This window comes from Streptomyces sp. NPDC090088, assembly GCF_044747345.1.
Classification (GTDB): Bacteria; Actinomycetota; Actinomycetes; order Streptomycetales; family Streptomycetaceae; genus Streptomyces.
On sequence record NZ_JBIVDZ010000006.1, the window covers coordinates 101,370 to 121,934 of the forward strand.

At 68.8% G+C, this 20,565-nt stretch carries 21 protein-coding genes and 2 pseudogenes; 15 read left to right on the top strand and 8 right to left on the bottom strand.

The genetic code is table 11. From position 1 onward, the window contains the following. The first annotated feature begins 125 nt into the window (after window positions 1-125). Window positions 126-1,298: a hypothetical protein gene (locus ACIPSJ_RS28260; RefSeq protein ID WP_401350271.1), complete on the top strand. Its 1,173-nt coding sequence runs from the start codon at window positions 126-128 to the stop codon at window positions 1,296-1,298. A 253-nt stretch (window positions 1,299-1,551) separates the two neighbouring features. On the opposite strand, the gene ACIPSJ_RS28265 is transcribed toward ACIPSJ_RS28260, so the two are convergent. Further along, on the bottom strand, window positions 1,552-2,184 hold the full coding sequence (locus tag ACIPSJ_RS28265) for a hypothetical protein (protein ID WP_401350274.1): 633 nt from the start codon (window positions 2,182-2,184) through the stop codon (window positions 1,552-1,554). Between the two features lie 61 nt (window positions 2,185-2,245). On the opposite strand from ACIPSJ_RS28265, the gene ACIPSJ_RS28270 reads away from it, so the two are divergent. Together ACIPSJ_RS28270 and ACIPSJ_RS28275 are read left to right on the top strand one after the other, a co-directional pair. Beyond that, on the top strand, window positions 2,246-2,650 hold the full coding sequence (locus tag ACIPSJ_RS28270; protein WP_401350276.1) for a hypothetical protein: 405 nt from the start codon (window positions 2,246-2,248) through the stop codon (window positions 2,648-2,650). A gap of 225 nt (window positions 2,651-2,875) precedes the next feature. After that, complete coding sequence (locus ACIPSJ_RS28275) at window positions 2,876-3,418, top strand: DUF4262 domain-containing protein (protein WP_401350279.1); 543 nt, start codon at window positions 2,876-2,878, stop codon at window positions 3,416-3,418. Between the two features lie 260 nt (window positions 3,419-3,678). Here the strand turns inward: ACIPSJ_RS28275 and ACIPSJ_RS28280 are convergent, their stop codons facing one another. After that, window positions 3,679-4,074 carry a hypothetical protein gene (locus ACIPSJ_RS28280; RefSeq protein ID WP_393665470.1) on the bottom strand — a complete coding sequence of 132 codons (396 nt, stop codon included), beginning with the start codon at window positions 4,072-4,074 and terminating at the stop codon, window positions 3,679-3,681. 504 nt (window positions 4,075-4,578) lie between these two features. Between ACIPSJ_RS28280 and ACIPSJ_RS28285 the strand changes: the two genes are divergently transcribed. From ACIPSJ_RS28285 to ACIPSJ_RS28295, 3 genes and pseudogenes are all read left to right on the top strand, one after another. Further along, window positions 4,579-5,202 carry a DUF6000 family protein gene (locus ACIPSJ_RS28285; RefSeq protein ID WP_401350282.1) on the top strand — a complete coding sequence of 208 codons (624 nt, stop codon included), beginning with the start codon at window positions 4,579-4,581 and terminating at the stop codon, window positions 5,200-5,202. 142 nt (window positions 5,203-5,344) lie between these two features. After that, window positions 5,345-6,504 (top strand): annotated as a pseudogene (locus tag ACIPSJ_RS28290) (IS3 family transposase). Window positions 6,505-6,570: 66 nt separating this feature from the next. Further along, window positions 6,571-7,125 (top strand): annotated as a pseudogene (locus tag ACIPSJ_RS28295) (tyrosine-type recombinase/integrase); the annotation flags it as partial. 713 nt (window positions 7,126-7,838) lie between these two features. Here the strand turns inward: ACIPSJ_RS28295 and ACIPSJ_RS28300 are convergent. After that, entirely contained in the window at window positions 7,839-8,600 is a 762-nt protein-coding gene (locus tag ACIPSJ_RS28300) for a phosphoglyceromutase (protein WP_359207617.1), read from the bottom strand. 185 nt (window positions 8,601-8,785) lie between these two features. Between ACIPSJ_RS28300 and ACIPSJ_RS28305 the strand changes: the two genes are divergently transcribed. Both ACIPSJ_RS28305 and ACIPSJ_RS28310 read left to right on the top strand, forming a co-directional pair. After that, window positions 8,786-10,045: an MDR family MFS transporter gene (locus ACIPSJ_RS28305; protein WP_401350285.1), complete on the top strand. Its 1,260-nt coding sequence runs from the start codon at window positions 8,786-8,788 to the stop codon at window positions 10,043-10,045. A 367-nt stretch (window positions 10,046-10,412) separates the two neighbouring features. Beyond that, entirely contained in the window at window positions 10,413-10,583 is a 171-nt protein-coding gene (locus tag ACIPSJ_RS28310; RefSeq protein ID WP_401350288.1) for a hypothetical protein, read from the top strand. A gap of 40 nt (window positions 10,584-10,623) precedes the next feature. Here the strand turns inward: ACIPSJ_RS28310 and ACIPSJ_RS28315 are convergent, their stop codons facing one another. Then, entirely contained in the window at window positions 10,624-10,833 is a 210-nt protein-coding gene (locus tag ACIPSJ_RS28315) for a hypothetical protein (RefSeq protein WP_359207608.1), read from the bottom strand. 173 nt (window positions 10,834-11,006) lie between these two features. On the opposite strand from ACIPSJ_RS28315, the gene ACIPSJ_RS28320 reads away from it, so the two are divergent. After that, window positions 11,007-12,026 carry an alpha/beta fold hydrolase gene (locus ACIPSJ_RS28320; RefSeq protein ID WP_401350291.1) on the top strand — a complete coding sequence of 340 codons (1,020 nt, stop codon included), beginning with the start codon at window positions 11,007-11,009 and terminating at the stop codon, window positions 12,024-12,026. On the opposite strand, the gene ACIPSJ_RS28325 is transcribed toward ACIPSJ_RS28320, so the two are convergent. The 3 genes from ACIPSJ_RS28325 to phoU all read right to left on the bottom strand — a co-directional run bounded on the left by ACIPSJ_RS28325 (window position 12,002) and on the right by phoU (window position 13,401). Further along, window positions 12,002-12,253 (bottom strand): SCO4226 family nickel-binding protein, encoded by a 252-nt coding sequence (locus tag ACIPSJ_RS28325; protein WP_355725780.1) that lies wholly within the window; start codon window positions 12,251-12,253, stop codon window positions 12,002-12,004. The genes ACIPSJ_RS28320 and ACIPSJ_RS28325 overlap by 25 nt on opposite strands. A 147-nt stretch (window positions 12,254-12,400) precedes the next feature. After that, entirely contained in the window at window positions 12,401-12,556 is a 156-nt protein-coding gene (locus ACIPSJ_RS28330) for a hypothetical protein (RefSeq protein ID WP_177233040.1), read from the bottom strand. Between the two features lie 155 nt (window positions 12,557-12,711). Continuing rightward, window positions 12,712-13,401, bottom strand: a complete 690-nt coding sequence (gene phoU, locus ACIPSJ_RS28335; protein ID WP_359207602.1) for a phosphate signaling complex protein PhoU — start codon at window positions 13,399-13,401, stop codon at window positions 12,712-12,714. Window positions 13,402-13,623: 222 nt separating this feature from the next. Here phoU and ACIPSJ_RS28340 point away from each other — a divergent pair, with 222 nt between their 5' ends. Further along, window positions 13,624-14,880 (top strand): ATP-binding protein, encoded by a 1,257-nt coding sequence (locus ACIPSJ_RS28340; protein WP_355725789.1) that lies wholly within the window; start codon window positions 13,624-13,626, stop codon window positions 14,878-14,880. After that, a complete protein-coding gene (locus ACIPSJ_RS28345) occupies window positions 14,877-15,557 on the top strand; it encodes a response regulator transcription factor (protein ID WP_010358452.1) in 681 nt (226 codons plus the stop codon). The genes ACIPSJ_RS28340 and ACIPSJ_RS28345 overlap by 4 nt, the downstream gene beginning before the upstream one ends. A gap of 121 nt (window positions 15,558-15,678) precedes the next feature. On the opposite strand, the gene ACIPSJ_RS28350 is transcribed toward ACIPSJ_RS28345, so the two are convergent. Continuing rightward, complete coding sequence (locus tag ACIPSJ_RS28350) at window positions 15,679-16,326, bottom strand: DUF461 domain-containing protein (RefSeq protein WP_359207595.1); 648 nt, start codon at window positions 16,324-16,326, stop codon at window positions 15,679-15,681. 604 nt (window positions 16,327-16,930) lie between these two features. Between ACIPSJ_RS28350 and ACIPSJ_RS28355 the strand changes: the two genes are divergently transcribed. The 4 genes from ACIPSJ_RS28355 to cysS all read left to right on the top strand — a co-directional run bounded on the left by ACIPSJ_RS28355 (window position 16,931) and on the right by cysS (window position 20,502). Beyond that, window positions 16,931-17,413, top strand: a complete 483-nt coding sequence (locus ACIPSJ_RS28355; protein WP_003953493.1) for a CarD family transcriptional regulator — start codon at window positions 16,931-16,933, stop codon at window positions 17,411-17,413. A gap of 279 nt (window positions 17,414-17,692) precedes the next feature. After that, a complete protein-coding gene (gene ispD / locus ACIPSJ_RS28360) occupies window positions 17,693-18,445 on the top strand; it encodes a 2-C-methyl-D-erythritol 4-phosphate cytidylyltransferase (protein WP_401350295.1) in 753 nt (250 codons plus the stop codon). Then, on the top strand, window positions 18,435-18,929 hold the full coding sequence (gene ispF, locus ACIPSJ_RS28365) for a 2-C-methyl-D-erythritol 2,4-cyclodiphosphate synthase (RefSeq protein WP_359207591.1): 495 nt from the start codon (window positions 18,435-18,437) through the stop codon (window positions 18,927-18,929). Before ispD ends, ispF begins: the two co-directional genes overlap by 11 nt. A gap of 175 nt (window positions 18,930-19,104) precedes the next feature. Further along, window positions 19,105-20,502, top strand: coding sequence for a cysteine--tRNA ligase (cysS, locus tag ACIPSJ_RS28370; protein WP_401350298.1), 1,398 nt, complete (start codon window positions 19,105-19,107; stop codon window positions 20,500-20,502). Window positions 20,503-20,565 lie beyond the last annotated feature (63 nt).

Consider the following 20,565-nt stretch of genomic DNA (forward strand, 5'->3'; position numbering starts at 1 on the left):
CACGACCGGCGCGGCCTGTGACACTCCGGCGTCGGCTGAGCCGACCGAAGGAATCACATGGCGTGACCGGGTGATCAGGTCATTTAATCTGACCGACCTCTTCTTGAATGTCGCATCTCAGAGTCATGCGATACATCAGACTCTCCAGCATGGCCGCGGCCGCGGCAGCGATTCTCACGTCCGTGTCGGCGGGCCCGGCGGTCGCCGGCGACGACGCGTCGACACCGGTCTCCTGTAGCACGGCCGCTCTGACGGCCGCCATCGTCGGCGCGGATCCGAGGGAGACCCTGTCCCTCGCCCGCAACTGCACCTACCACCTGACCACCCCCTTCAGTACCGGTGAGGGCCTGCCGCCCATTTCCCAGGAGCTGACAATCCGCGGCAACGGCGCGACGATCGTCCGCGACGGGAGCGCGACGCCCGCGTTCCGGATCTTCCATGTCCTCAGCGGCGGCAACCTCCGCCTACAGGACCTCACCGTCCGCGGTGGCAACGCCACCATCGCCCTCACCGGCACCGGCAACGGCGGAGGCATCCTCGTGGACGGCGGGGGCGCGCTGAAGCTGTCGGGAGTCGACGTGATCGACAACACCGCCAGCGTGAGCGGGGGCGGTGTCGCGGTGGCCACGAGCGGCACGGCGGTCATCCGGCGCAGCTGGGTGGGGTTCAACAACGCGTCCGTCGGCGGCGGGCTGTTCAGCGAGGGCACGCTGGTCGTGGAGGGCTCCGAGTTCGGCCGCAACCACGCGCAGATCCAAGGTGGCGGCATCGACCAGGACGGTGGCACCGCCACCATCCACGCGACCATCATCAGCCGCAACACGGCCACCGTCCGCGGTGGCGGTCTCGCCGACTTCGGCGGAACGACGAACATCAGCGAAAGCAAGATCGCGAACAACACGACCGGCTTCGCGGGCGGCGGGATCGTGAACGAGACCAGCCTGACGCTGGACAAGTCCGAGGTCAGCGGCAACGTCGTCGCGGCTCCGGGCGGCGACGGAGGCGGCATCTACAACTCCACGACGAACGGCGTGCTCAACCTCAAGGGCAGCAAGGTCATCCGCAACAGCGCGAACGGCCGGACCTCCACCACGAACCCGACCCAGGCCGGCGGCATCTTCAACGACTTCGGACTGCTCACGCTCGACCACAGCTACGTCCGCAACAACGCCTCCACGGCAGCGCCCGGAGGCCTCCGCACGAACGTCCCGATCACGCTCACGGACTCCACCATCACCCACAACATCCCCACGAACTGCGTCCCGAACCCGGTTACGATCCCGGGCTGCACGAACTGACCCCAGCGCCACCAGCAGCACCCCAAGCCCCTGCCCTCGCTCCCCCAGAGGGCGGGGGCCGCTGCCGTGACCACCGGCGAGTGCGGTGGCGGACGACCACTTCCCGCGTGCTGGGCGTCGCGCAGAGACGAGAGCACACCCGGCACCGCACCGCACGCTCGGAAACACTGACCACGCACGCTCCGGGGCCGGTCACCCGTACATTGTGGCGGCCTTCGACGCGGCCTGGCGGGGACGGCCGTGCGGGAGTTGGTCAGTTCTCCAGGGCGGTGAGGTCCTGGCGGAGGACCGTGCGGGCCGCCCGGGTCGCGTCTCCGTGCGCCTGCCTGGCAGCCTGGTACTCCTCGGAAGCCACCGTGCATCCGGACGCCAGCGCTTCGCGGACCCGGCGCAGTGAGCGGTACGAAGCGTCTATGGCGTCCGACACTTCGGAGTCCGCCATGAGAATGAGCCGCTCACGCGCTTCGTCGCACCCCGACGTCTGGAAGGCCTGCCGGATCCTGGCCGCCCTCGTCTGCGGGTCGACGTGGTCTTCGTCGGCGGCCAGCCGCATGGCCTCATGCGCCCGGCGGAGAGCGACCAGACAGTCCACGTACATGTCCCGGCGGTCCTGAAGCCTGTTGTCCCGAACGGATCGCCGCCAACGCAACTGCTCGCCGGCGAGCGTCGCCCCGACACCGAGCACCGCTCCGAGGCCCGTCCCGACGAGAGTCACCCACTCCACCCGGCAGATCGTGCCACACAGCGCTCCGCCGCCGCTCCCCCGGTGCCACGGCCCACGCCATGCCCTCAAGTCGTGAGCGGACGGGGCTAGCCTGCGACCCATGAGCCTCTCTGTGGCATCGACGGTGTTAGCGCTGGCCATATCCGTGATATCGCTCGCCACCTCCGCAGCCGTATCCGCGCGGCAGCTTCGACTCGCCGACAACTCAAACGTGTTGCCCGTCGTGGTGGAGCTTTTCCGAGAGACCAGGCAGCCCGAGTTCTCCCGCGCGATCGAGTACATCGGCTCGGACCTGGCCCGGGAACACTCCCCGGAGTCCGGATACCGGAGCCTGCCCGACGAGGCCCTACGGCGCATCCGTCTCGTGGGCCTCTTCTACGACGACGTGGGCAAGCTGGTCGCGCACGGCGTCGTGGACGAGCGGCTGATCATCGGCTCGTACGGGCCCAACATCGTCAACATGTGGGAAGTACTGGCCCCCTACTTCTACCGAGAGCGCGAGCTGACGACCAAGGCGATGGTCTACTTCGAGGACCTCGCCCACCGAGCCCGGACAAGACCACAGGCCCAGGTCCACTCAGAACTGCGCCTCGAAGCCAGCCCACCGCCACCACCCCCAGCACAGTGACAAGCCCCCCACCGACGGACAACCCACGGGCAGGGGGCTTGCGGGCGTCGGACTACTTCTTCTTGCCCTGGGTGTTGTCAGGGATCTTGGTGACCTGTGTTATCGCTGCTCAGGGGCGGTTGGCTCGTGCGCCTGGTGGTTGTCGTTGGTCGTCCTTGGCCACTGTCGAGCGACCTCGGACGGCCCAGAGACGGCCCGGGCTCCACCCTGATCTACCCTCCTCGGATGGACGATTCCCCCTGCTTCTGCCTCCTCTGCGCACCGCCCGCAGATGGCCAGGCCTGGGAAGAGCGAGACGGTCGAATAGCCCAGAGCGTCACCGACTTCGGTTGGCACGTCATGGGCGTTGGTGCTGGCGACGATGCACCCGCCGATTGGGCCTACTCCATCGGGCTGTGGCACACGCTGCGCAGTCCGGAGGTCTGTGTCTTCGGCCTGCGACTGGACGTCGGGATGCCGGTGGTAAATGCGGCTGGAGCTGGGATCCGCGGTGGCCTCCCGCTGGAGCCGGACCAGCGCAGAGACGACGTCCTGAACGGCTACAACGTTGCTGTGCGGCCTGTTCACCCCAGCTGGTATCAGGGTCTCTTCGGCGCCGGCATCGACTTCTACCAAGCCCCTCCGCTGCCCGTCACTCAGTTGTTCTGGCCCGACAAGGCCGGACGCTTCCCTTGGGAAGACGGAGCGGACGACTACTGCCGCACGAGTCAACCGCTGCTCTGGATCCCGAAGTCCGACACCAACGGACCGTGGTCGCAGGTCGCATGAATACCGGTCGCGATGCCCTTGGCACCTAGTGCATCGAGGGCATCACGTTCTGATCCGTAGCTCTGTAGAGGTCGGTCATTGGAGGTCATACGGGTTACGAGGAGGGGCGTGACGGCCGGTGCCGGGTGCTGGCGGTTGGTGGGGTTGCTGTACCTCGTTGCTGTACACAGCAACAGTCCCCGGTGGCTAGGACCTACACCTGGAACCCCTATCGCCCTGTCCTAGCCCGGTGGCGCTTACCCGCGCCTGCGACAGACGATCTAGTACCAGCGGGTGCAGACGATTTCGCGGCGGTTACCTGCCTTGCCGCATGCGCGCATCACATACCCGGCGTCGTTGTGAGCGACCGTGTGTACCTCGTGGCCACCCCTCGGGATCTTGGTCACATCCAACTGCTTCCAGGTTTGTCCCCCGTTGGCAGACCAGTCCACCCAGACCGGGTCGCCAGGCGAGCCGTTGGAGATCCGCCCCCACGCACAGCGGGTACCGCTGTGGTAGCGCAGTTCGATCTTCCGCCACCAGACTTCAGCCGTACCAACGGTCGACGTATAGCGCGGATCCCACAAGCTGGGGTCGCCACCCGCAGGACACGTCCACGGATTGGCTGCGGCGGCCGGTGTGGCGCCTCCGATGGGAACGACGATCGCTGCGCTCACGGCCAATGTCCAGGCCGCGCCGATCACAGCACCTCGCGAAAGACGTATAGGTGGCATAAGTACCTTCCCCCTACCGAATCACCCCGAATTGGATGGAAGTAATCAGCATGACCGCCTGAGGGGCTGCCGTCTCCCATCACGGACTGGCGCATGGGCGTACGGGCAGTGGCTCGGACAGACGTGCGCGCCTCCGCTGTACCTACGTACGGAGACTCGGGCGGCAACGAGGCCTGCCTTTCGAGCGTCGTCGCCGTCGCCTTTGGGACGTGAGTAACACGCTTTCCAATTTCAACTGTGGTGGTGGGGTGACGGGGCGGATTCAGGGGCGTTCACCTGCGTTCATGGGCGGCTGGCCCTCGGCGCAGTGACGGCTCGCGGTCTCGGCTGAACGGCTGTGAACGGGGCTGAATGAGACGGAAACTGAGCAGGAGGGGCACGCGGGCCTGCGGCGCCCCACCTGCCAATTTGCTGGTCTGACAGCTTCGTCCATACGAGGATGCTGCCATGCGCCGCGCAGACGACGAGGAAGAGCCGCTGAAGGTGATCCGCCGCTACGTCACGCCCGACCGGCGGTACCTCAAACTCGGCGGCAGCCTTCTCGGGATGAGCGGACGCGACCGAACCAAGTTCCTCCGGAAGCTGGGCCAGGCCGCTGGAGAGATCACTCCTCGCGAACTGAACACGCTACTCGACCGCGGCTGGCGCGAACGCAAGACGGCAGCCTGGCTCATCGCCGTGGCCGGCAGATCCGAGTTCCGGGATCGTCTCGGCGAACTCCTGCTCGCCAGTGAAGGGCCCTACGCGGGGACGGCGTACTGCGCCGCTCTGGCCACCTTTGGCACCCGAGCTGACGCTGACCTCCTGGTCGCTTACCTCGACTGCTACCTGCGCCGCCCCGACCTCTACTACGACCAGGCATCCGCCCTCGGTGCCCTCCTGCTGCTCGATGCAAAGCTCGGTGCTGACCGCGCGGCCCAGTTCCTCGCGCCTGACGGACTCTGGCAGCAGTGGATCGACGGGCCGCCGAGCAAGGACGGGCTGGTACCCGACAGCTATCTGGAGTTCATCGGCAAGCTCTGCACTTTCGCTGCTGAGGCTGCCAAACACTGTCCCGCCAAGCTGGCATGAGTCCCTAGCCGCTGACGATCATTGCCATCGCCTAGGGCGTGGTGCCGGGTCTGATGCAGGTTGGGGTGAGGTTGACCTGCCTCACCTCTGGGGTTCCAGTTCTGGTGGCTAACTGACAGCCCTTCACGGAAGGCTGGCAGTCATGCCTCGTCCCTATCCTCCGGAGTTCCGGGCTCGCGCCATCGCGCTGGTCCGCGCCGGCAAGCAGGCCAGACAGACAGCGGTGGAGCTCGGCATCCATCCCGTCACGTTGTCGAAGTGGTTGCGGCAGGACGACATCGACAACGGGCGGCGACCGGGAACCCCGTCGAGCGAGTCCGCTGAGTTGCGGGCCGCTCGCCGGCGGATCCGTGAGCTGGAAACCGAGCTGGCGATCGTCCGGCAGACGGCGAAGTTCCTCGGCGAGGACAAGCCCCGCCCAAAAGGCTCTACCCGGTGATCGACCGACTCGTCGGTGCCGGGGCACCGGTCGACAGGTGCTGCCGGATCCTTGGCGTCGCCCGGCAGAACTACTACAAGCACAAGCGCACACCGACCACTCCACGGCAGCTGCGGCGGGACTGGCTGACCGGGCTGATCCGAGAGGTCCACGTCGCTTCCCGCGGCACCTACGGCTACCGCCGCATCCACGCCGAACTCACCCTGGGCATGGGCATCCGGGTCTGCTCCAGGACCGTGTCGGTACTGATGACACAGGCCGGGATCCACGGACTGCCCGGACCGGTGCGCATCAAGCGGCTGCGTGGCATCGTCACCGCCGAGGACCTGGTCAATCGCAAGTTCCATCGGCTGCGTCCCGACGAGCTGTGGGTCACCGACATCACCCAGCACCGCACCAGGGAAGGGTGGGTGTACTGCGCGGCGGTCCTGGACGCGTTCAGCCGCAGGATCGTGGGCTGGTCCATCGACTCACGGCAGGACTCCACCCTCGTGGTCAACGCGCTGGACATGGCCATCCGCAACCGTCGCCCCGAGCCGGGCGGGATCGTTCACGCCGATCACGGCACCCAGTTCACCTCCTGGGTCTTCGGGGAGCGGATCCGCTCCGCCGGCCTCCTGCCGTCGTTCGGCACCGTCGGGGACGGCCTGGACAACGCGATGATGGAGTCGTTCTGGTCCTCGATGCAGATCGAGCTGCTCAACCGCAAACGCTGGAAGACCCGGGTCGAACTGGCCAACGCGATCTTCGAGTTCATCGAGATCTTCTACAACCGCCAGAGACGACACTCGGCACTGGGCTACCGCACCCCCATCGAGTACGAACTACTCTCCGAGAACGACACCACCCCAGCTGCCGGTTAGCCACCGAGCCTGGAGCCCAAACGGTGGGGCAGGTCAAGATGTCACCCGATCGTGCGGCAGACCCGCGTCGCCGTCGACGCCATCGACTTCGGTTCGGACACGCTTCACGTGGTCCAGCAGCTCAAGCTGAGTCGGAGCAAGGCGGTGTTCGCTCCGCCGAAGGGCGGAAAGCTGCGGGATGTGCCGCTCCCCGGGCCGGTGGCCGATGCGCTGCGCGAGCACATGAAGCGGTTCCCGCCGGTCGAGATCACCTTGCCGTGGAAGGTGGCCGACGGGCCTCCGGTGACCAAGCGGCTGATCTTCACCGGGCCGCGGGGCGGGCACGTCTGGCGTACATCGCTCAATGAGGAGGTGTGGAAGCGGGCTCCGGCCTCGGCCGGTGTCATCCCCGAGCGAGAGCCAGGCGGGGCGTACACAGAGTCGCGCGAGAACGGCATGCATGCGTTGCGGCACTTCTACGCGTCGCTGCTGCTGGACGCCGGGGAGAACATCAAAGCTCTGGCCGAGTACCTCGGCCACTCGGATCCAGGTCTGACGCTGCGCGTCTACGCGCACCTCATGCCGTCCAGTCAGGAGCGCACCCGTAAGGCAGTGACTGCCCTCTTCGATCGGCGGGGATGACCACACCGCAACGATCAGAGATACTCCTGTTCCCGGTAGTCACTGGCGAACAGTTCGGGGTGGATGTTCAAGTAGAGACGAGAGATCTAGAGCACGAGTAGGCTCACAAAGTTGATTGAATTAGCAGTGCGTGAGAGATTACAGATAGCTCTAGTTAGCTCTACTTAGCTCTAGATCGCTTCTCAGAAGCTATACAGAGTGCAGAACGACTGAGGACCCGGATCCGGCGGCAACCAGATCCAGGCCCTCGTGCAGTCAGCGAGCCCGGTCGCGTGAGAGCAGACCGGGCTCGCTGTGCGTACAGCGCCCGATCCCGACCGTACTCGCGCGTGACTCGCTCATCGAGCGAACTGCATCACGCCAGTAGCGATGGCCACGAGTAGGCCGACCCCCGCAAGCGAGACCTGCCACTTCTCGGCACCGGACCACTTGCGAGGCCTGTCCTTCTCAAGACTCACCTCTACCACCTCCCTCCTCCTCCAACCGACCCGCTTCTCGGGCCGGAGTCTGGAACTCGCGTGCCGCCACATCGAGTTCGAGGGAGGTTTAGGTGAGGTGGCATCAGCATACCGGTCACGTAGCCCACCACTGAGGCTCATGGGGAGGCTTGACAGCGGCCCCGGATTCCTTGCACGGCCCAGCGACGGCCCAGGTGCAACAAATAACCCCCTGCGCGCGGGAAAACCGCAGGCAGGGGGCTTTTCTGGCTCGCGTTACTTCTTCTTGCCCTGGTTCTTGACCGCCTCGATGGCTGCGGCGGCTGCGTCTGGGTCGAGGTAGCGGCCGCCGGGGGTGACGGGGTTGAAGTCGGCGTCGAGCTCGTAGTAGAGGGGGATGCCGGTGGGGATGTTGAGGCTCGCGATGTCGGCGTCGGAGATGCCGTCGAGGTGCTTGACGAGGGCGCGGAGGCTGTTGCCGTGGGCGGCGACGAGGACCGTGCGGCCGGTGAGGAGGTCGGGGACGATGCCGTCGTACCAGTAGGGGAGCATGCGGACGACGACGTCCTTGAGGCACTCCGTGCGGGGGCGCAGCTCCGGGGGGATGGTCGCGTAGCGGGCGTCGGCGGCCTGGGAGAACTCGGAGTCGTCCGGCAGCGGCGGGGGCGGGGTGTCGTACGAGCGGCGCCAGAGCATGAACTGCTCCTCGCCGAACTCGGCCAGCGTCGCCGCCTTGTCCTTGCCCTGGAGCGCGCCGTAGTGGCGCTCGTTCAGGCGCCAGCTGCGGTGGACCGGGATCCAGTGGCGGTCGGCGGCTTCGAGGGCGAGCTGCGCCGTGCGGATCGCGCGCTTCTGGAGGGACGTGTGGACCACGTCGGGGAGCAGGTCGGCGTCCTTCAGGAGCTCACCGCCGCGGACTGCCTCCTTCTCGCCCTTCTCGTTGAGGTTGACGTCCACCCAGCCGGTGAACAGGTTCTTCGCGTTCCATTCGCTCTCGCCGTGGCGGAGGAGGATCAGCTTGTACGGTGCGTCGGCCATGGGTCAGAGCGTAATCCACGTATTCGGGGCGGAGTGCGGGCGCCTGCGGGCCGTCCCAGGGGGCGGACAGTTGACTGCATTTGTTAATTGAGTGGCTCAGGCGAGCGTCGTAGAAGTAACTTCCGTAGCGGCCCTTTGCCTCTTACGTCTTGTGCTGTCCTGCCTCGTCCCGCCCTGGGGGAACCATGTCGTCCGTCGCCCTTCGGCGCGCCGTCCGGGAGACCGTCTCCGGTCTGCCCCGGGAGTTCTGGTGGCTGTGGACCAGCACCCTCGTCAACCGGCTGGGCGCCTTCGTCGCCACGTACATGGCCCTGTACCTGACGCTGGACCGGGGGTACAGCGCCTCGTACGCCGGGCTGGTCGCCTCCCTGCACGGACTGGGCGGGGTGGTGTCGTCCCTGGGCGGCGGGGTGATGGCGGACCGGCTCGGGCGGCGGCCGACGCTGCTGATCGCCCAGGGCTCCACCGCCGGGGCCGTCGCACTGCTCGGGTTCGTGCGTGATCCCGTCGCCATCGCCGCGGTCGCCTTCCTCGTCGGCATGGCCTCCAGCGCCTCCCGGCCGGCCGTGCAGGCGATGATGGCCGACATCGTGAAGCCCCGGGACCGGGTGCGGGCGTTCTCGCTCAACTACTGGGCCATAAACCTCGGCTTCGCCGTCTCCTCCATGGGCGCCGGGTTCATCGCCGAGGTCAGCTACCGTGCCGGGTTCCTCATCGAGGCCGCGATGACCGCCGTCTGCGCGGTACTCGTCTACGTCAAGCTGCCCGAGTCGCGGCCGGAGCGCACCGCCAAGGAAGCCGCGAGGGAGAGCGAGGTCAGCCTCGGGACCGTGCTGCGCGACGGGCGGTACATGGCCGTCGTCGGGCTGTCCTTCCTGGTCGCCCTGATCTTCCAGCAGGGGTCGGTCGGGCTGCCGGTGGCGATGGGGGAGGCCGGGTTCTCGCCCGCCGCCTACGGCATGGCCATCGCGGTCAACGGGGTGCTGATCGTCGTCCTGCAGATTCCCGTCACCCGGGTCATCGAGCACCGGGATCCGCGGTCCCTGCTCGTCGTCTCGTCCCTTCTCGCGGGGTACGGGTTCGGGCTCACCGCGTTCGCCGGGTCGGTCGGGGTGTTCGCGCTCACCGTGTGCGTGTGGACCCTCGCCGAGATCGTCAACGCGCCGACCCAGACCGGGCTGGTGGTGCGGCTCTCGCCCGTCCACGGGCGCGGGCGCTACCAGGGGATGTACACGCTCTCCTGGTCCGCCGCCGCGCTCGTCGCGCCGCTGATGTCGGGTGTCGTCATCGACCGGTTCGGCGCGCGGTGGCTGTGGGGGGTCTGCGCGGTGCTGGGCACGGGAGCGGCGCTCGGGTACGGCGTGCTCATGCGGGGGCCGCGCGCGGACGGACGGGCTCCGGTCCCGCAGCCGACGGGGGTCGCGGAGGCCGACATACGCGCGTGACGACGCGTGTGACGACGCGTGTGATGGCGCGCCTGACGACGCGCCTGACGACGTGCCTTGCCGAGCGAAGGACCTGGATGCCGGAGGCGGGTGCTGGCTTCCCCGGTCCGAGAGCGGGGACCGCAAGAGGGGAAGAGGGGCGGGGACCGGTGGGGGCTTCGGGGTGGGAGTACCGCGTGCCGTACCAGGAGGACCTGGACGCCGCGCTGCAGCAGCTGAGGTGTGAGGTCTTCGAAGCCGGCGACCACTACTGGGTCAACGGTGGCGACTGGCGCCCGGAGGAGGAGCGGGAACCACGGCCGCGGTCCTGGACATCTTCCACGTCCTGGGACCCGACGACACCCCGGACTGCAACACCGTCGAGCCCGTGACGGCCGCGGAGTCGCAGGAGCTGCTGGGGGTCGACAGGCTGACCCGCGCACACGTCAAGGACTTCGACGTCTTCCCCCGGTCACGCCGGATCGGACGGTGCGCGGTGCTGCACGACGACGCCGGCAACCCCCGGGAGATCTGCTTCTGGGGCCACCCGGGCGACTGAACCCCGGCCCAAGACACCGGCCGCGGACACCGGCCGCGGACTACGAGTAGAAGCCGTCCCAGTACTCGGCATGACCGCATGTGAAGTCACCCGGCCGTTCCTCCCGCAGCACCGTGTACCTCGCGACGAAGACGTCGAGCCCCTCATGGAGCGAGCAGCCCAGGTGGGCACGGATGGCCATGATCCCGCGGAGGATCCGGTTGCCGACGATGTGCTCGTCGGCGATGTCGAGCGTGGCGCCCTCGGTCATGCCGACGATCGAATCCGATCGACGGCGCCGACGGCAACAGGGTTTGCCGGGAGGCGGACGGATGGTGTCGGCCCGGGCCGGGGTTTGCCGGATCGGCAAATGCGCTCGGACGGTGGGTGGGGTTCTTCGGATGATCGGTGGTGGGCCGATCGGCGCGAGACGGAGGAGGGCGTATGTGGGTGCGGCGGGGTGCGGAGGGGACGCATCGGGTTGTCGTCGGGGAGGGGCGGCGGGTTCATCTGGTGGAGCAGGGGGCCGGGCCCCTCGTGTTGTTGGTGCACGGGTTTCCCGAGTGCTGGTACTCGTGGCGGTATCAGCTGCCGGCGCTCGCTGCGGCGGGGTATCGCGCGGTGGCGGTGGATGTGCGGGGGTACGGGCGTTCGTTCAGGCCCGCCGGGACCGACGCGTACCGGATGGTCGAGCTGGTCGAGGACAACGCGTTCGTGGTGCGGGCGCTGGGCGCGGAGTCGGCCGTGGTCGTCGGGCACGACTGGGGTGCGGCGATCGCCGCGAACTCCGCGCTGCTCAGGCCGGAGGTGTTCCGGGCGGTGGGGCTGCTGAGCGTGCCGTACACCCCGCGGGGCGGTCCTCGGCCCAGTGAGGTGTTCGCCGGGATGAGGGGTGCCGGCCGTGGTGAGGGCGGGGCGGAGGAGTTCTACGTGCCGTACTTCCAGGAGCCCGGGCGCGCGGAGGGGGAGATCGAGCCCGATGTGCGGGGGTGGCTCGCGGGGTTCTACGCGGCTCTGTCCGGTGACACCATGCTCGGGCCGGGGGCGCCCGACCCGCACTTCGTCGGTGCGGGGGCGACGATGCGGGAGCGGTTCCCCGTCGGGCGGCTGCCCGCCTGGCTCGCCGAGGATGATCTCGACGTCTACGCCGGGGAGTTCGAGCGCACCGGACTGACCGGCGCGCTCAACCGGTACCGGAACATGGACCGGGACTGGGAGGACCTCGCCGCCTACGACGGTGCCCCGATCACCCAGCCGTCCCTGTTCGCCGGCGGCAGCCTCGACGCCTCGACGACCTGGCTGGCCGACGCCGTCGAGGCGTACCCCGTCACCCTTCCCGGCCTGGTCTCCTCCCACCTCCTGGACGGCTGCGGGCACTGGATCCAGCAGGAGCGGCCGGACGACGTCAACCGGCTCCTGCTCGACTGGCTCGCGCGGCTTCACCAGATCGACAGCGGCACCTGATGGATCTCGTCGGCCGGGTGGCCCGCGCGTTCGTGGACGCGCTTGACCGCCTCGGCCGAGGGCGCCTCGGAGAGGCAGTAGACCTTGCCGGAGGCGGGGTCGGCCCAGGCCCGTTCGAAGTGCACGCCCTCCTCCTTCTCGACGGCGAGGTCGGCCTCGTGGGCCTCCTTCAGCATGTCGGCGGTGATGCCCTTCATCCCGTTGTGGACGTCCATGTACTGGGGCATGGCAGTCACATCTCCTTCGCCTTGGCCGTCTCCCTTGCGTTCCCCTCCCTTTCCTCCGTTCTCCTCCATGCTGCGCCCGCGCTCGCGGCCCGGCATGCGAAAGGGCCCCGGACCGGAGTCCGGGGCCCTTCGCCGTGCTGGAAGAGCTCAGCCGCACTGGCAGGGGCTGCCCGACTGGCAGCCGCAGCCGCAGCCCGAGCCGCACCCGCAGGCGCCGATGACCAGCAGGTTCTTGATCTCGGCGGGCTGGTCGGTCTCGTGCTGCTGCGTGGGGTCGGGCGTGGTGCTGGGGGATTCGGCCATGGATCCCTCCTAGAGGTCCCTAGGTGCCCTGGATGCAGGGCGTGGTGCCTTTGCCCATTCCATGCCCGTTTCACTGGGCGCATCAACAGCGCACGGCGGCGCATGGTGGTGTCCCGCGCCCGCCCCGCACCCCGCGAGCCCCGCCCGCCGGGCGGTTACGCCCCCTCGACGCCCGTCACCGGCTGGATGTCGGGCTGCAGCTCGTCCGCGTGCTCGCCGGTGACCAGGAAGACGACGCGCTTGGCGACGGCGACCGCGTGGTCGGCGTAGCGCTCGTAGTAGCGGCCGAGCAGCGTCACGTCGACGGCCGTCTCGATGCCGTGCTGCCAGCGGTCGTCCAGCAGGTGCTGGAAGAGCGTGCGGTGCAGCAGGTCCATCTCGTCGTCGTCCTGCTCCAGCTGGAGCGCCAGGTCGACGTCCTTGGTGACGATGACCTCGGCGGCCTTCGCCATCAGGCGCTGCGCGAGCTGGCCCATCTCCAGGATGGTGGCTTCCAGGTCGCGCGGGATCACGCGCTCCGGGAAGCGCAGCCGGGCCTGCTTGGCCACGTGCTGGGCGAGGTCGCCGGAGCGCTCCAGGTCGGCGGACATCCGGAGCGAGGTGACGACGATCCGCAGGTCCGTCGCCACCGGCTGCTGGCGGGCGAGCAGGGCTATCGCGCGCGCCTCCAGGTCGTGGTGGAGCTCGTCCACCTTCTGGTCGGCCTCGATGACGCTCTCGGCCAGCTTCAGGTCGCCGTCGAGGATCGCCGTCGTGGCGCGTCCGATCGCCGATCCGACCAGACGGGCCATGTCGACCAGGCTGTCGCCGATCGAGTCGAGTTCCTCGTGGTACGCGTCCCGCATCAGGGTTCCCTCTCGTGCGTGTGTTCCAGGGGTTCCGGGGGCCGGGGCCCGTGGCCGAAACCAGCTGCGAACCCCACGCTCCCATGTTCCGGTCCCAGTCCGTCCGTTTCTGCCACCCCAAATGAACCAATACTGGCTCCAAGGTGAACTCTGGGCGACGAGTGTTCGAGCTGACACCTTCCGGACTGTGGGGATGTCGTACCCCCTGCTTAACCTGTTTGCATGGACGTGAACGCGGCGGTCGCCGCAGCGGCAGCGATCGCCGGGGTGCTTACCGGTGTCATCGCCATGCTGGCGTTCCGCTGGAGCGAACGCGACCAGAAGCGACCGACCAGGACTTCTCTGCACACCGACCCCGTACTGCCCCCGGGCGTGGACACCGTACTGAGCGTGCTGCGCTCCTCCGCGGTCGTCCTCGACGAGGCCGACACGGTTGTCAAGGCGAGCTCGGCGGCGTACGCCCTCGGACTCGTGCGCGGCGGCAAACTCGCCATCGAGCCGATGCTCGGGATGGCCCGGGACACCCGGCGCGACGGCGAGATACGTCAGGTCGAGCTGGATCTGCCCCGGCGCGGCACCGGACGCGGAGAGGCGCTCGCCGTCTCCGCGCGGGTGGCGCCGCTCGGCTCCCGGCTCGTGCTGCTGCTCGTCGAGGACCTCACCGAGGCCCGCCGTATCGAGGCGGTGCGGCGGGACTTCGTGGCGAATGTCAGCCATGAGCTGAAGACCCCGGTCGGCGCGCTCTCCCTGCTCTCCGAGGCCGTCATGGACGCCTCGGACGATCCGGAGGCCGTGCAGCGCTTCGCCGGTCGCATGCAGATCGAGGCCACGCGCCTGACCAACCTGGTCCAGGAGCTCATCGACCTGTCGAGAGTGCAGAACGACGACCCGCTGGAGGACGCCGAGCCGGTCCGGGTCGACGAACTGGTCGCCGAGGCGATCGACCGGTGCCGGCACCAGGCCGGCACCAAGCAGATCACCATGGCCGCCGGCGGCACCGCCGACCTGCACGTCTGGGGCAACCGCGGCCAGCTCGCCGCCGCCCTCGGCAACCTGGTCGAGAACGCCGTGAACTACTCCCCGGCCCGCACCCGGGTCGGGATAGCCGCCCGCCGGGTCGGCGCGCCCGGCGGAGACATGATCGAACTCGCCGTGACCGACCAGGGCATCGGCATCACCGACAAGGACAAGGAGCGCATCTTCGAGCGCTTCTACCGCGTCGACCCGGCCCGCTCGCGGGCCACCGGTGGCACCGGTCTCGGCCTCGCCATCGTCAAGCACGTGGCCGCCTCGCACGGCGGGGAGGTCACGGTGTGGAGCGCCGAGAACCAGGGCTCCACGTTCACCCTCAGGCTGCCGGAGGCGGGCGCGGTACGCGACCGCGCGTCGCAGCACCCCGACCCCGACCTCGACGACGAGGCCGGTACCACCGAGTCATCCCCGTACGAACCGCTTCCCGCCCCGGAGGTCCTTCCGTGACCCGAGTGCTTGTCGTCGAGGACGAGGAGTCCTTCTCCGACGCCCTGTCGTACATGCTCCGCAAGGAGGGCTTCGAGGTCGCTGTGGCGGCCACGGGCCCCGACGGACTCGACGAGTTCGAGCGCAACGGCGCCGACCTCGTCCTCCTCGACCTGATGCTGCCGGGGCTGCCCGGCACCGAGGTCTGCCGCCAGCTGCGCGGCCGCTCCAACGTCCCCGTCATCATGGTGACGGCCAAGGACAGCGAGATCGACAAGGTCGTCGGGCTCGAAATAGGAGCCGACGACTACGTCACCAAGCCCTTCTCCTCCCGCGAGCTGGTCGCCCGTATCCGGGCCGTCCTGCGCCGCCGCGGCGAGCCGGAGGAGGTCACCCCGGCCGCCCTGGAGGCCGGCCCGGTCCGCATGGACGTCGACCGCCACGTCGTGACGGTCTCCGGTTCGAAGGTCGACCTCCCGCTCAAGGAGTTCGACCTGCTGGAGATGCTCCTGCGCAACGCGGGCCGCGTCCTGACCCGCATGCAGCTCATCGACCGGGTCTGGGGCGCCGACTACGTCGGCGACACCAAGACCCTCGACGTCCACGTCAAGCGCCTCCGCGCCAAGATCGAGCCGGACCCGGGCGCGCCGCGGTACCTGGTGACGGTGCGGGGTCTGGGCTACAAGTTCGAGCCGTAAGCCGCTGACCTGCCATTACGGCGACCGTACGACGAAGGGCGGCCCCCACGGGGGTACCGCCCTTCTCGTGTGTCTGTGAGCCGTACGGCCGTTTGCTCCTGTGAGCCGTACGGCCGTTTGCTCAGCCCGCGTTCGCCGACTCCGAGGCGGAGTCGCTGGGCGTGGCCGAGGCGGACTCCTTGTCCTTCTTGCCGGCCTTGGCGCTCTCGCTGGCCGTGGCGCCGGCGAGCGGGGTGGCCGAGAGGGACGGCGACGGCACCGCGCTCGGGCCCCAGCCGGTGAAGAAGCTCTCGGCCGGCACCACGAACGCGCGCAGGCTCACGTCGCCCGTCTTGCTGAAGGTGAACGTGATCTTCTGGGCGTTGCCGTCCTGGATCGCCTCACGGCTGCTGGGCAGTACGGCGGACGCGTTGTCCTTGCCGCCGAGGATCAGCCGGCCGCCGGCCTGGATGGTCAGCGGCTGCGTCTTGGTGGCGTGCAGCTCGGCGGTCTTGTTGGTGCCGGCGACGACGATCGACTGGAGCGTCTCCGGCTCGGTGCCGGTGTTGAAGATGGTCGCGGAGACCACGGCCGGGCCGGTCGACGTGAGGTCGGGCTGGGTGATCACGGTCGCGTTCTGGACCTTGATGGTGCCGACGCTCGTGGCCGCGTTGTCCGGCTTGATCTCCAGCGTCTGGGAGTTGTTGCCGGCACCGCAGGCGGCGAGGGAGGCGACGGAGAAGGCGAGGGCGGAGGCGGCGAGGGCGCCGCGTCGAAGGCTGCTGCTCACGGCGGCGGCAACTCCTTGAACGCACGGGCGGCTCCGCTTATAAAGCCGCCCTAAGTGTCTGTCAGCGGCCTTAGGTTACCGAGCCGTTCCCGCAGGGCCGCACCCGACCCTCCCCAAGCCCCTCGCTTCCCTCGGGCAGGGGGTACCCCGAGGGGCCACAAGTGACTCGTCGGTCACTTTGCGGGGCGCTCGTCAGGCATTCACATAACTCGTTCGCAAGACCGCGCGCAAAATTTCCGTGAAGGAATGCGCGACCGCCGGGGAAATGGATCACGTACCACTCGGTCGGACGCCTGTGATCAATTCCGGAAACGTCTCGGATCCGGCTCCGGCAACCGAACGGAGTAGCGGAAGTCGTACGCCTGGAAGCAGACATATCGGGACGTTAAGCCACTTGGGCGGGCGTCCGGATGTGTGTAACGTGCTCGTTTCACCCTGCCCGGAGAGCCGCTCCGACCTGCGAATACCTGCTTCCGGACGGCCCGCGAAGCACGTTCCTGTTGCTGTTGTCAAGCCCCGAGATATGCCCTGACCTGCGAAAACGCCATTCAGAACCGCCGGTTTCCGTGTTACCCTGGATAGCCACGGAAGGGGTACCTGTCACATGACGTTCAAGGTTGGCGACACCGTGGTCTATCCCCATCACGGGGCCGCGCTGATCGAGGCTATCGAAACTCGCCAGATCAAAGGCGTGGACAAGACCTACTTGGTGCTGAAGGTCGCCCAGGGTGACCTGACGGTACGTGTGCCAGCGGACAATGCGGAGTTCGTCGGCGTGCGTGATGTGGTCGGTCAGGACGGGCTGGACCGGGTCTTCGAGGTGCTGCGCGCGCCGTACGCCGAGGAGCCCACGAACTGGTCCCGTCGATACAAGGCAAACCTGGAGAAGCTCGCCTCCGGCGATGTCATCAAGGTCGCGGAAGTCGTGCGTGACCTGTGGCGTCGTGAGCGCGAGCGTGGACTCTCCGCCGGTGAGAAGCGCATGCTCGCCAAGGCCCGCCAGATCCTGGTGAGCGAGCTCGCCCTCGCGGAGAACACCAACGAGGACAAGGCCGAGGCCCTGCTCGACGAGGTCCTCGCGTCCTGACGCGATCCAGCTCGGCACGCTGAAACGCCGCATACCGAAATGCCGCGGTGCCCGATGACACTCCACATGTCGCCGGGCGCTGCGGCATGTCCGTGTCCGGAACCCGCTCTGGACCCGCTCATTCGGAAACCCGCCCCCGCGGGAACCCCCGATACTAGGCGTGCCGGGCCCGGGCTGCTGGCTCGACCAGTGTCACGGAAGGGTCCGGTCAAGGCGTCGCGCCCGGCACTTCCCAGGCCATACCCACGCCAGCCCCGCACACAAACCTGACAGGAACCGATGTCTGACGATTCGCGTCCTTCGCGTCCGGAACTGCGCACGGCAGCCGTGATTCCCGCCGCCGGCCGAGGCGTACGGCTCGGTCCGGGCGCCCCCAAGGCGCTACGCGCGCTGAACGGCACGCCCATGCTCATCCACGCCGTGCGCGCCCTGGCCGCCTCCCGCGCCGTCTCCCTGGTCGTGGTCGTGGCCCCGCCCGACGGCGCGCCCGAGGTCAAGTCCCTGCTCGACGCGCACGCGCTGCCCGACCGCACCGACTTCCTCGTCGTCCCCGGCGGCGACTCCCGCCAGGAGTCGGTCAGGCTCGGCCTGGACGCGCTGTCCCCGGAGTACGGCATCGTCCTGGTCCACGACGCCGCCCGCCCCCTCGTCCCTGTCGACACGGTCGACGCGGTGATCCAGGCGGTCCGCGACGGCGCCCCGGCCGTGGTCCCGGCCCTCCCGCTCGCCGACACGGTCAAGGAGGTCGAGCCGGCGGCGGTGCCGGGCGACCCCGAGCCGGTCGTCGCCACCCCGCAGCGGTCCCGGCTGCGCGCCGTGCAGACGCCCCAGGGATTCGACCGTACGACGCTGATCCGCGCCCACGAGACGGTCACCGACAACGTCACCGACGACGCCAGCATGGTCGAGCAGCTCGGCGAACGGGTCGTGGTCGTCCCCGGCCACGAGGAGGCCTTCAAGGTCACCCGCCCCCTCGACCTGGTCCTCGCGGAGGCGGTCCTGGCCCGCAGGAGGCTGAACGATGGCTTCTGACCTGCCACTGCTCCCGCGTGTCGGCATCGGCACCGACATCCACGCCTTCGAGGAGGGCCGCGAGCTGTGGTGCGCCGGCCTGAAGTGGGAGGGGCAGGGGCCGGGGCTCGCCGGCCACTCCGACGCGGACGTCGTCGCCCACGCGGCCTGCAACGCGCTGTTCTCGGCGGCGGGCCTCGGTGACCTGGGGCAGCACTTCGGCACCGGTCGCCCCGAGTGGTCCGGCGCGTCCGGGGTGACCCTGCTGACGGAAGCCGCGCGCATCGTCCGCGCCGCCGGTTTCACCATCGGGAACGTCGCCGTACAGGTCGTAGGACCACGCCCGAAGATCGGCAAGCGGCGCGACGAGGCCGAGAAGATCCTCTCGGACGCGGCGGGGGCTCCGGTCTCCGTTTCGGGGGCCACGACGGACGGTCTGGGTTTTCCGGGCAGGGGCGAAGGCCTGATGGCCATTGCGACGGCATTGGTCGTTCAACAAGGGTGAGCGGACGCGCCCCGTAAAGCGGACGCGCCCCGTAAAGCGGACGCGCCCCGTAAAGCGGACGCGCCCCGTAAGGGGCGCGGGGAACTGCGCGACAAGCCACGGCGCACCCGCACCCGGCAACGGCGCTCAAACACACCGGTGCCACGCACTACCCTCCGCCCACTACCCTGGTCCCGTGACTATTCGCCTGTACGACACCAACGCCCGGCAGATCCGTGACTTCGCCCCGCTCGCCGCGGGCTGTGTCTCGATCTACCTCTGTGGTGCCACCGTGCAGGCGGCGCCCCACATCGGGCACATCCGGTCCGGCCTGAACTTCGACATCATGCGCCGCTGGTTCGAATACCGCGGCTACGACGTGACGTTCATCCGGAACGTCACGGACATCGACGACAAGATCATCACCAAGTCCGCCGACCAGGGCCGCCCCTGGTGGGCGATCGGCTACGAGAACGAGCGCGCGTTCAACGACGGCTACGCCGCGCTCGGCTGCCTCCCGCCGACGTACGAGCCCCGCGCGACCGGGCACGTACCGGAGATGATCGAGATGATGCGCGGGCTGATCGAGCGCGGGCACGCCTACGAGGCCGACGGCAACGTCTACTTCGACGTGCGCTCCTACCCGGACTACCTCCAGCTCTCCAACCAGGAGCTGGAGAACCTCCGCCAGCCCGAGGGCGAGGGCGAGACCGGCAAGCGGGACCAGCGGGACTTCGCGCTGTGGAAGGCCGTGAAACCGGGCGAGCCCAGCTGGGAGACGCCGTGGGGCCGCGGCCGTCCCGGCTGGCACCTGGAGTGCTCGGCGATGGCCCACAAGTACCTCGGCGAGGCCTTCGACATCCACGGCGGCGGCCTCGACCTGATCTTCCCGCACCACGAGAACGAGATCGCCCAGGCCAAGGCGTACGGCGACGACTTCGCCCAGTACTGGGTGCACAACGCCTGGGTCACCATGAGCGGCGAGAAGATGTCGAAGTCCCTCGGGAACTCGGTCCTCGTCTCCGAGATGGTCAAGCGCTGGCGCCCGATCGTGCTGCGCTACTACCTGGGCACCCCGCACTACCGCTCGATGATCGAGTACAGCGAGGAGTCGCTGCGCGAGGCCGAGTCGGCGTTCGCGCGCATCGAGGGCTTCGTGCAGCGCGTGGTGGAGCTGGCCGGGGGAGCCGTCGAGCCCTCGCCCGAGGTCCCGCCCGCCTTCGCCGAGGCGATGGACGACGACCTGGGCGTCCCGCAGGCCCTCGCCGTCCTGCACACCACGGTCCGCCAGGGCAACAGCGCGCTGGCCGCCGACGACAAGGAGGCGGCCGTCGCCCGCCTCGCCGAGGTCCGCGCGATGCTCGGCGTCCTCGGTCTCGACCCGCTCGACCCGCACTGGGCCGGGGGCGTCGAGAAGGGCGACGACCTGCACGGGGTCGTCGACAGCCTCGTACGGCTCGTCCTCGACCAGCGCGAATCCGCCCGCGGCCGCAAGGACTGGGCGACCGCCGACGCCATCCGCGACCAGCTGAACCAGTCCGGCCTCGCGATCGAGGACAGCCCCTCGGGCCCGCGCTGGACCCTCAAGTCCTAGCGCCCTCGATCTGAAGATCAACTGTGCCGCCCGGCTCCCCGGGCGGCACACTGCATAAGACGT

Excerpts from the sequence above, each read along its gene's own strand:
- ACIPSJ_RS28305 (WP_401350285.1), top strand. The coding sequence starts at position 8,786 with ATGTCGTCCGTCGCCCTTCGGCGCGCCGTCCGGGAGACCGTCTCCGGT.
- ACIPSJ_RS28275 (WP_401350279.1), top strand. The coding sequence starts at position 2,876 with ATGGACGATTCCCCCTGCTTCTGCCTCCTCTGCGCACCGCCCGCAGAT.
- ACIPSJ_RS28355 (WP_003953493.1), top strand. The coding sequence starts at position 16,931 with ATGACGTTCAAGGTTGGCGACACCGTGGTCTATCCCCATCACGGGGCC.
- ACIPSJ_RS28285 (WP_401350282.1), top strand. The coding sequence starts at position 4,579 with ATGCGCCGCGCAGACGACGAGGAAGAGCCGCTGAAGGTGATCCGCCGC.
- ispF (WP_359207591.1), top strand. The coding sequence starts at position 18,435 with ATGGCTTCTGACCTGCCACTGCTCCCGCGTGTCGGCATCGGCACCGAC.
- phoU (WP_359207602.1), bottom strand. The coding sequence starts at position 13,401 with ATGCGGGACGCGTACCACGAGGAACTCGACTCGATCGGCGACAGCCTG.
- ACIPSJ_RS28260 (WP_401350271.1), top strand. The coding sequence starts at position 126 with ATGCGATACATCAGACTCTCCAGCATGGCCGCGGCCGCGGCAGCGATT.
- ACIPSJ_RS28340 (WP_355725789.1), top strand. The coding sequence starts at position 13,624 with ATGGACGTGAACGCGGCGGTCGCCGCAGCGGCAGCGATCGCCGGGGTG.
- ispD (WP_401350295.1), top strand. The coding sequence starts at position 17,693 with ATGTCTGACGATTCGCGTCCTTCGCGTCCGGAACTGCGCACGGCAGCC.
- ACIPSJ_RS28330 (WP_177233040.1), bottom strand. The coding sequence starts at position 12,556 with ATGGCCGAATCCCCCAGCACCACGCCCGACCCCACGCAGCAGCACGAG.
- ACIPSJ_RS28325 (WP_355725780.1), bottom strand. The coding sequence starts at position 12,253 with ATGCCCCAGTACATGGACGTCCACAACGGGATGAAGGGCATCACCGCC.
- ACIPSJ_RS28315 (WP_359207608.1), bottom strand. The coding sequence starts at position 10,833 with ATGACCGAGGGCGCCACGCTCGACATCGCCGACGAGCACATCGTCGGC.
- ACIPSJ_RS28300 (WP_359207617.1), bottom strand. The coding sequence starts at position 8,600 with ATGGCCGACGCACCGTACAAGCTGATCCTCCTCCGCCACGGCGAGAGC.
- ACIPSJ_RS28320 (WP_401350291.1), top strand. The coding sequence starts at position 11,007 with ATGTGGGTGCGGCGGGGTGCGGAGGGGACGCATCGGGTTGTCGTCGGG.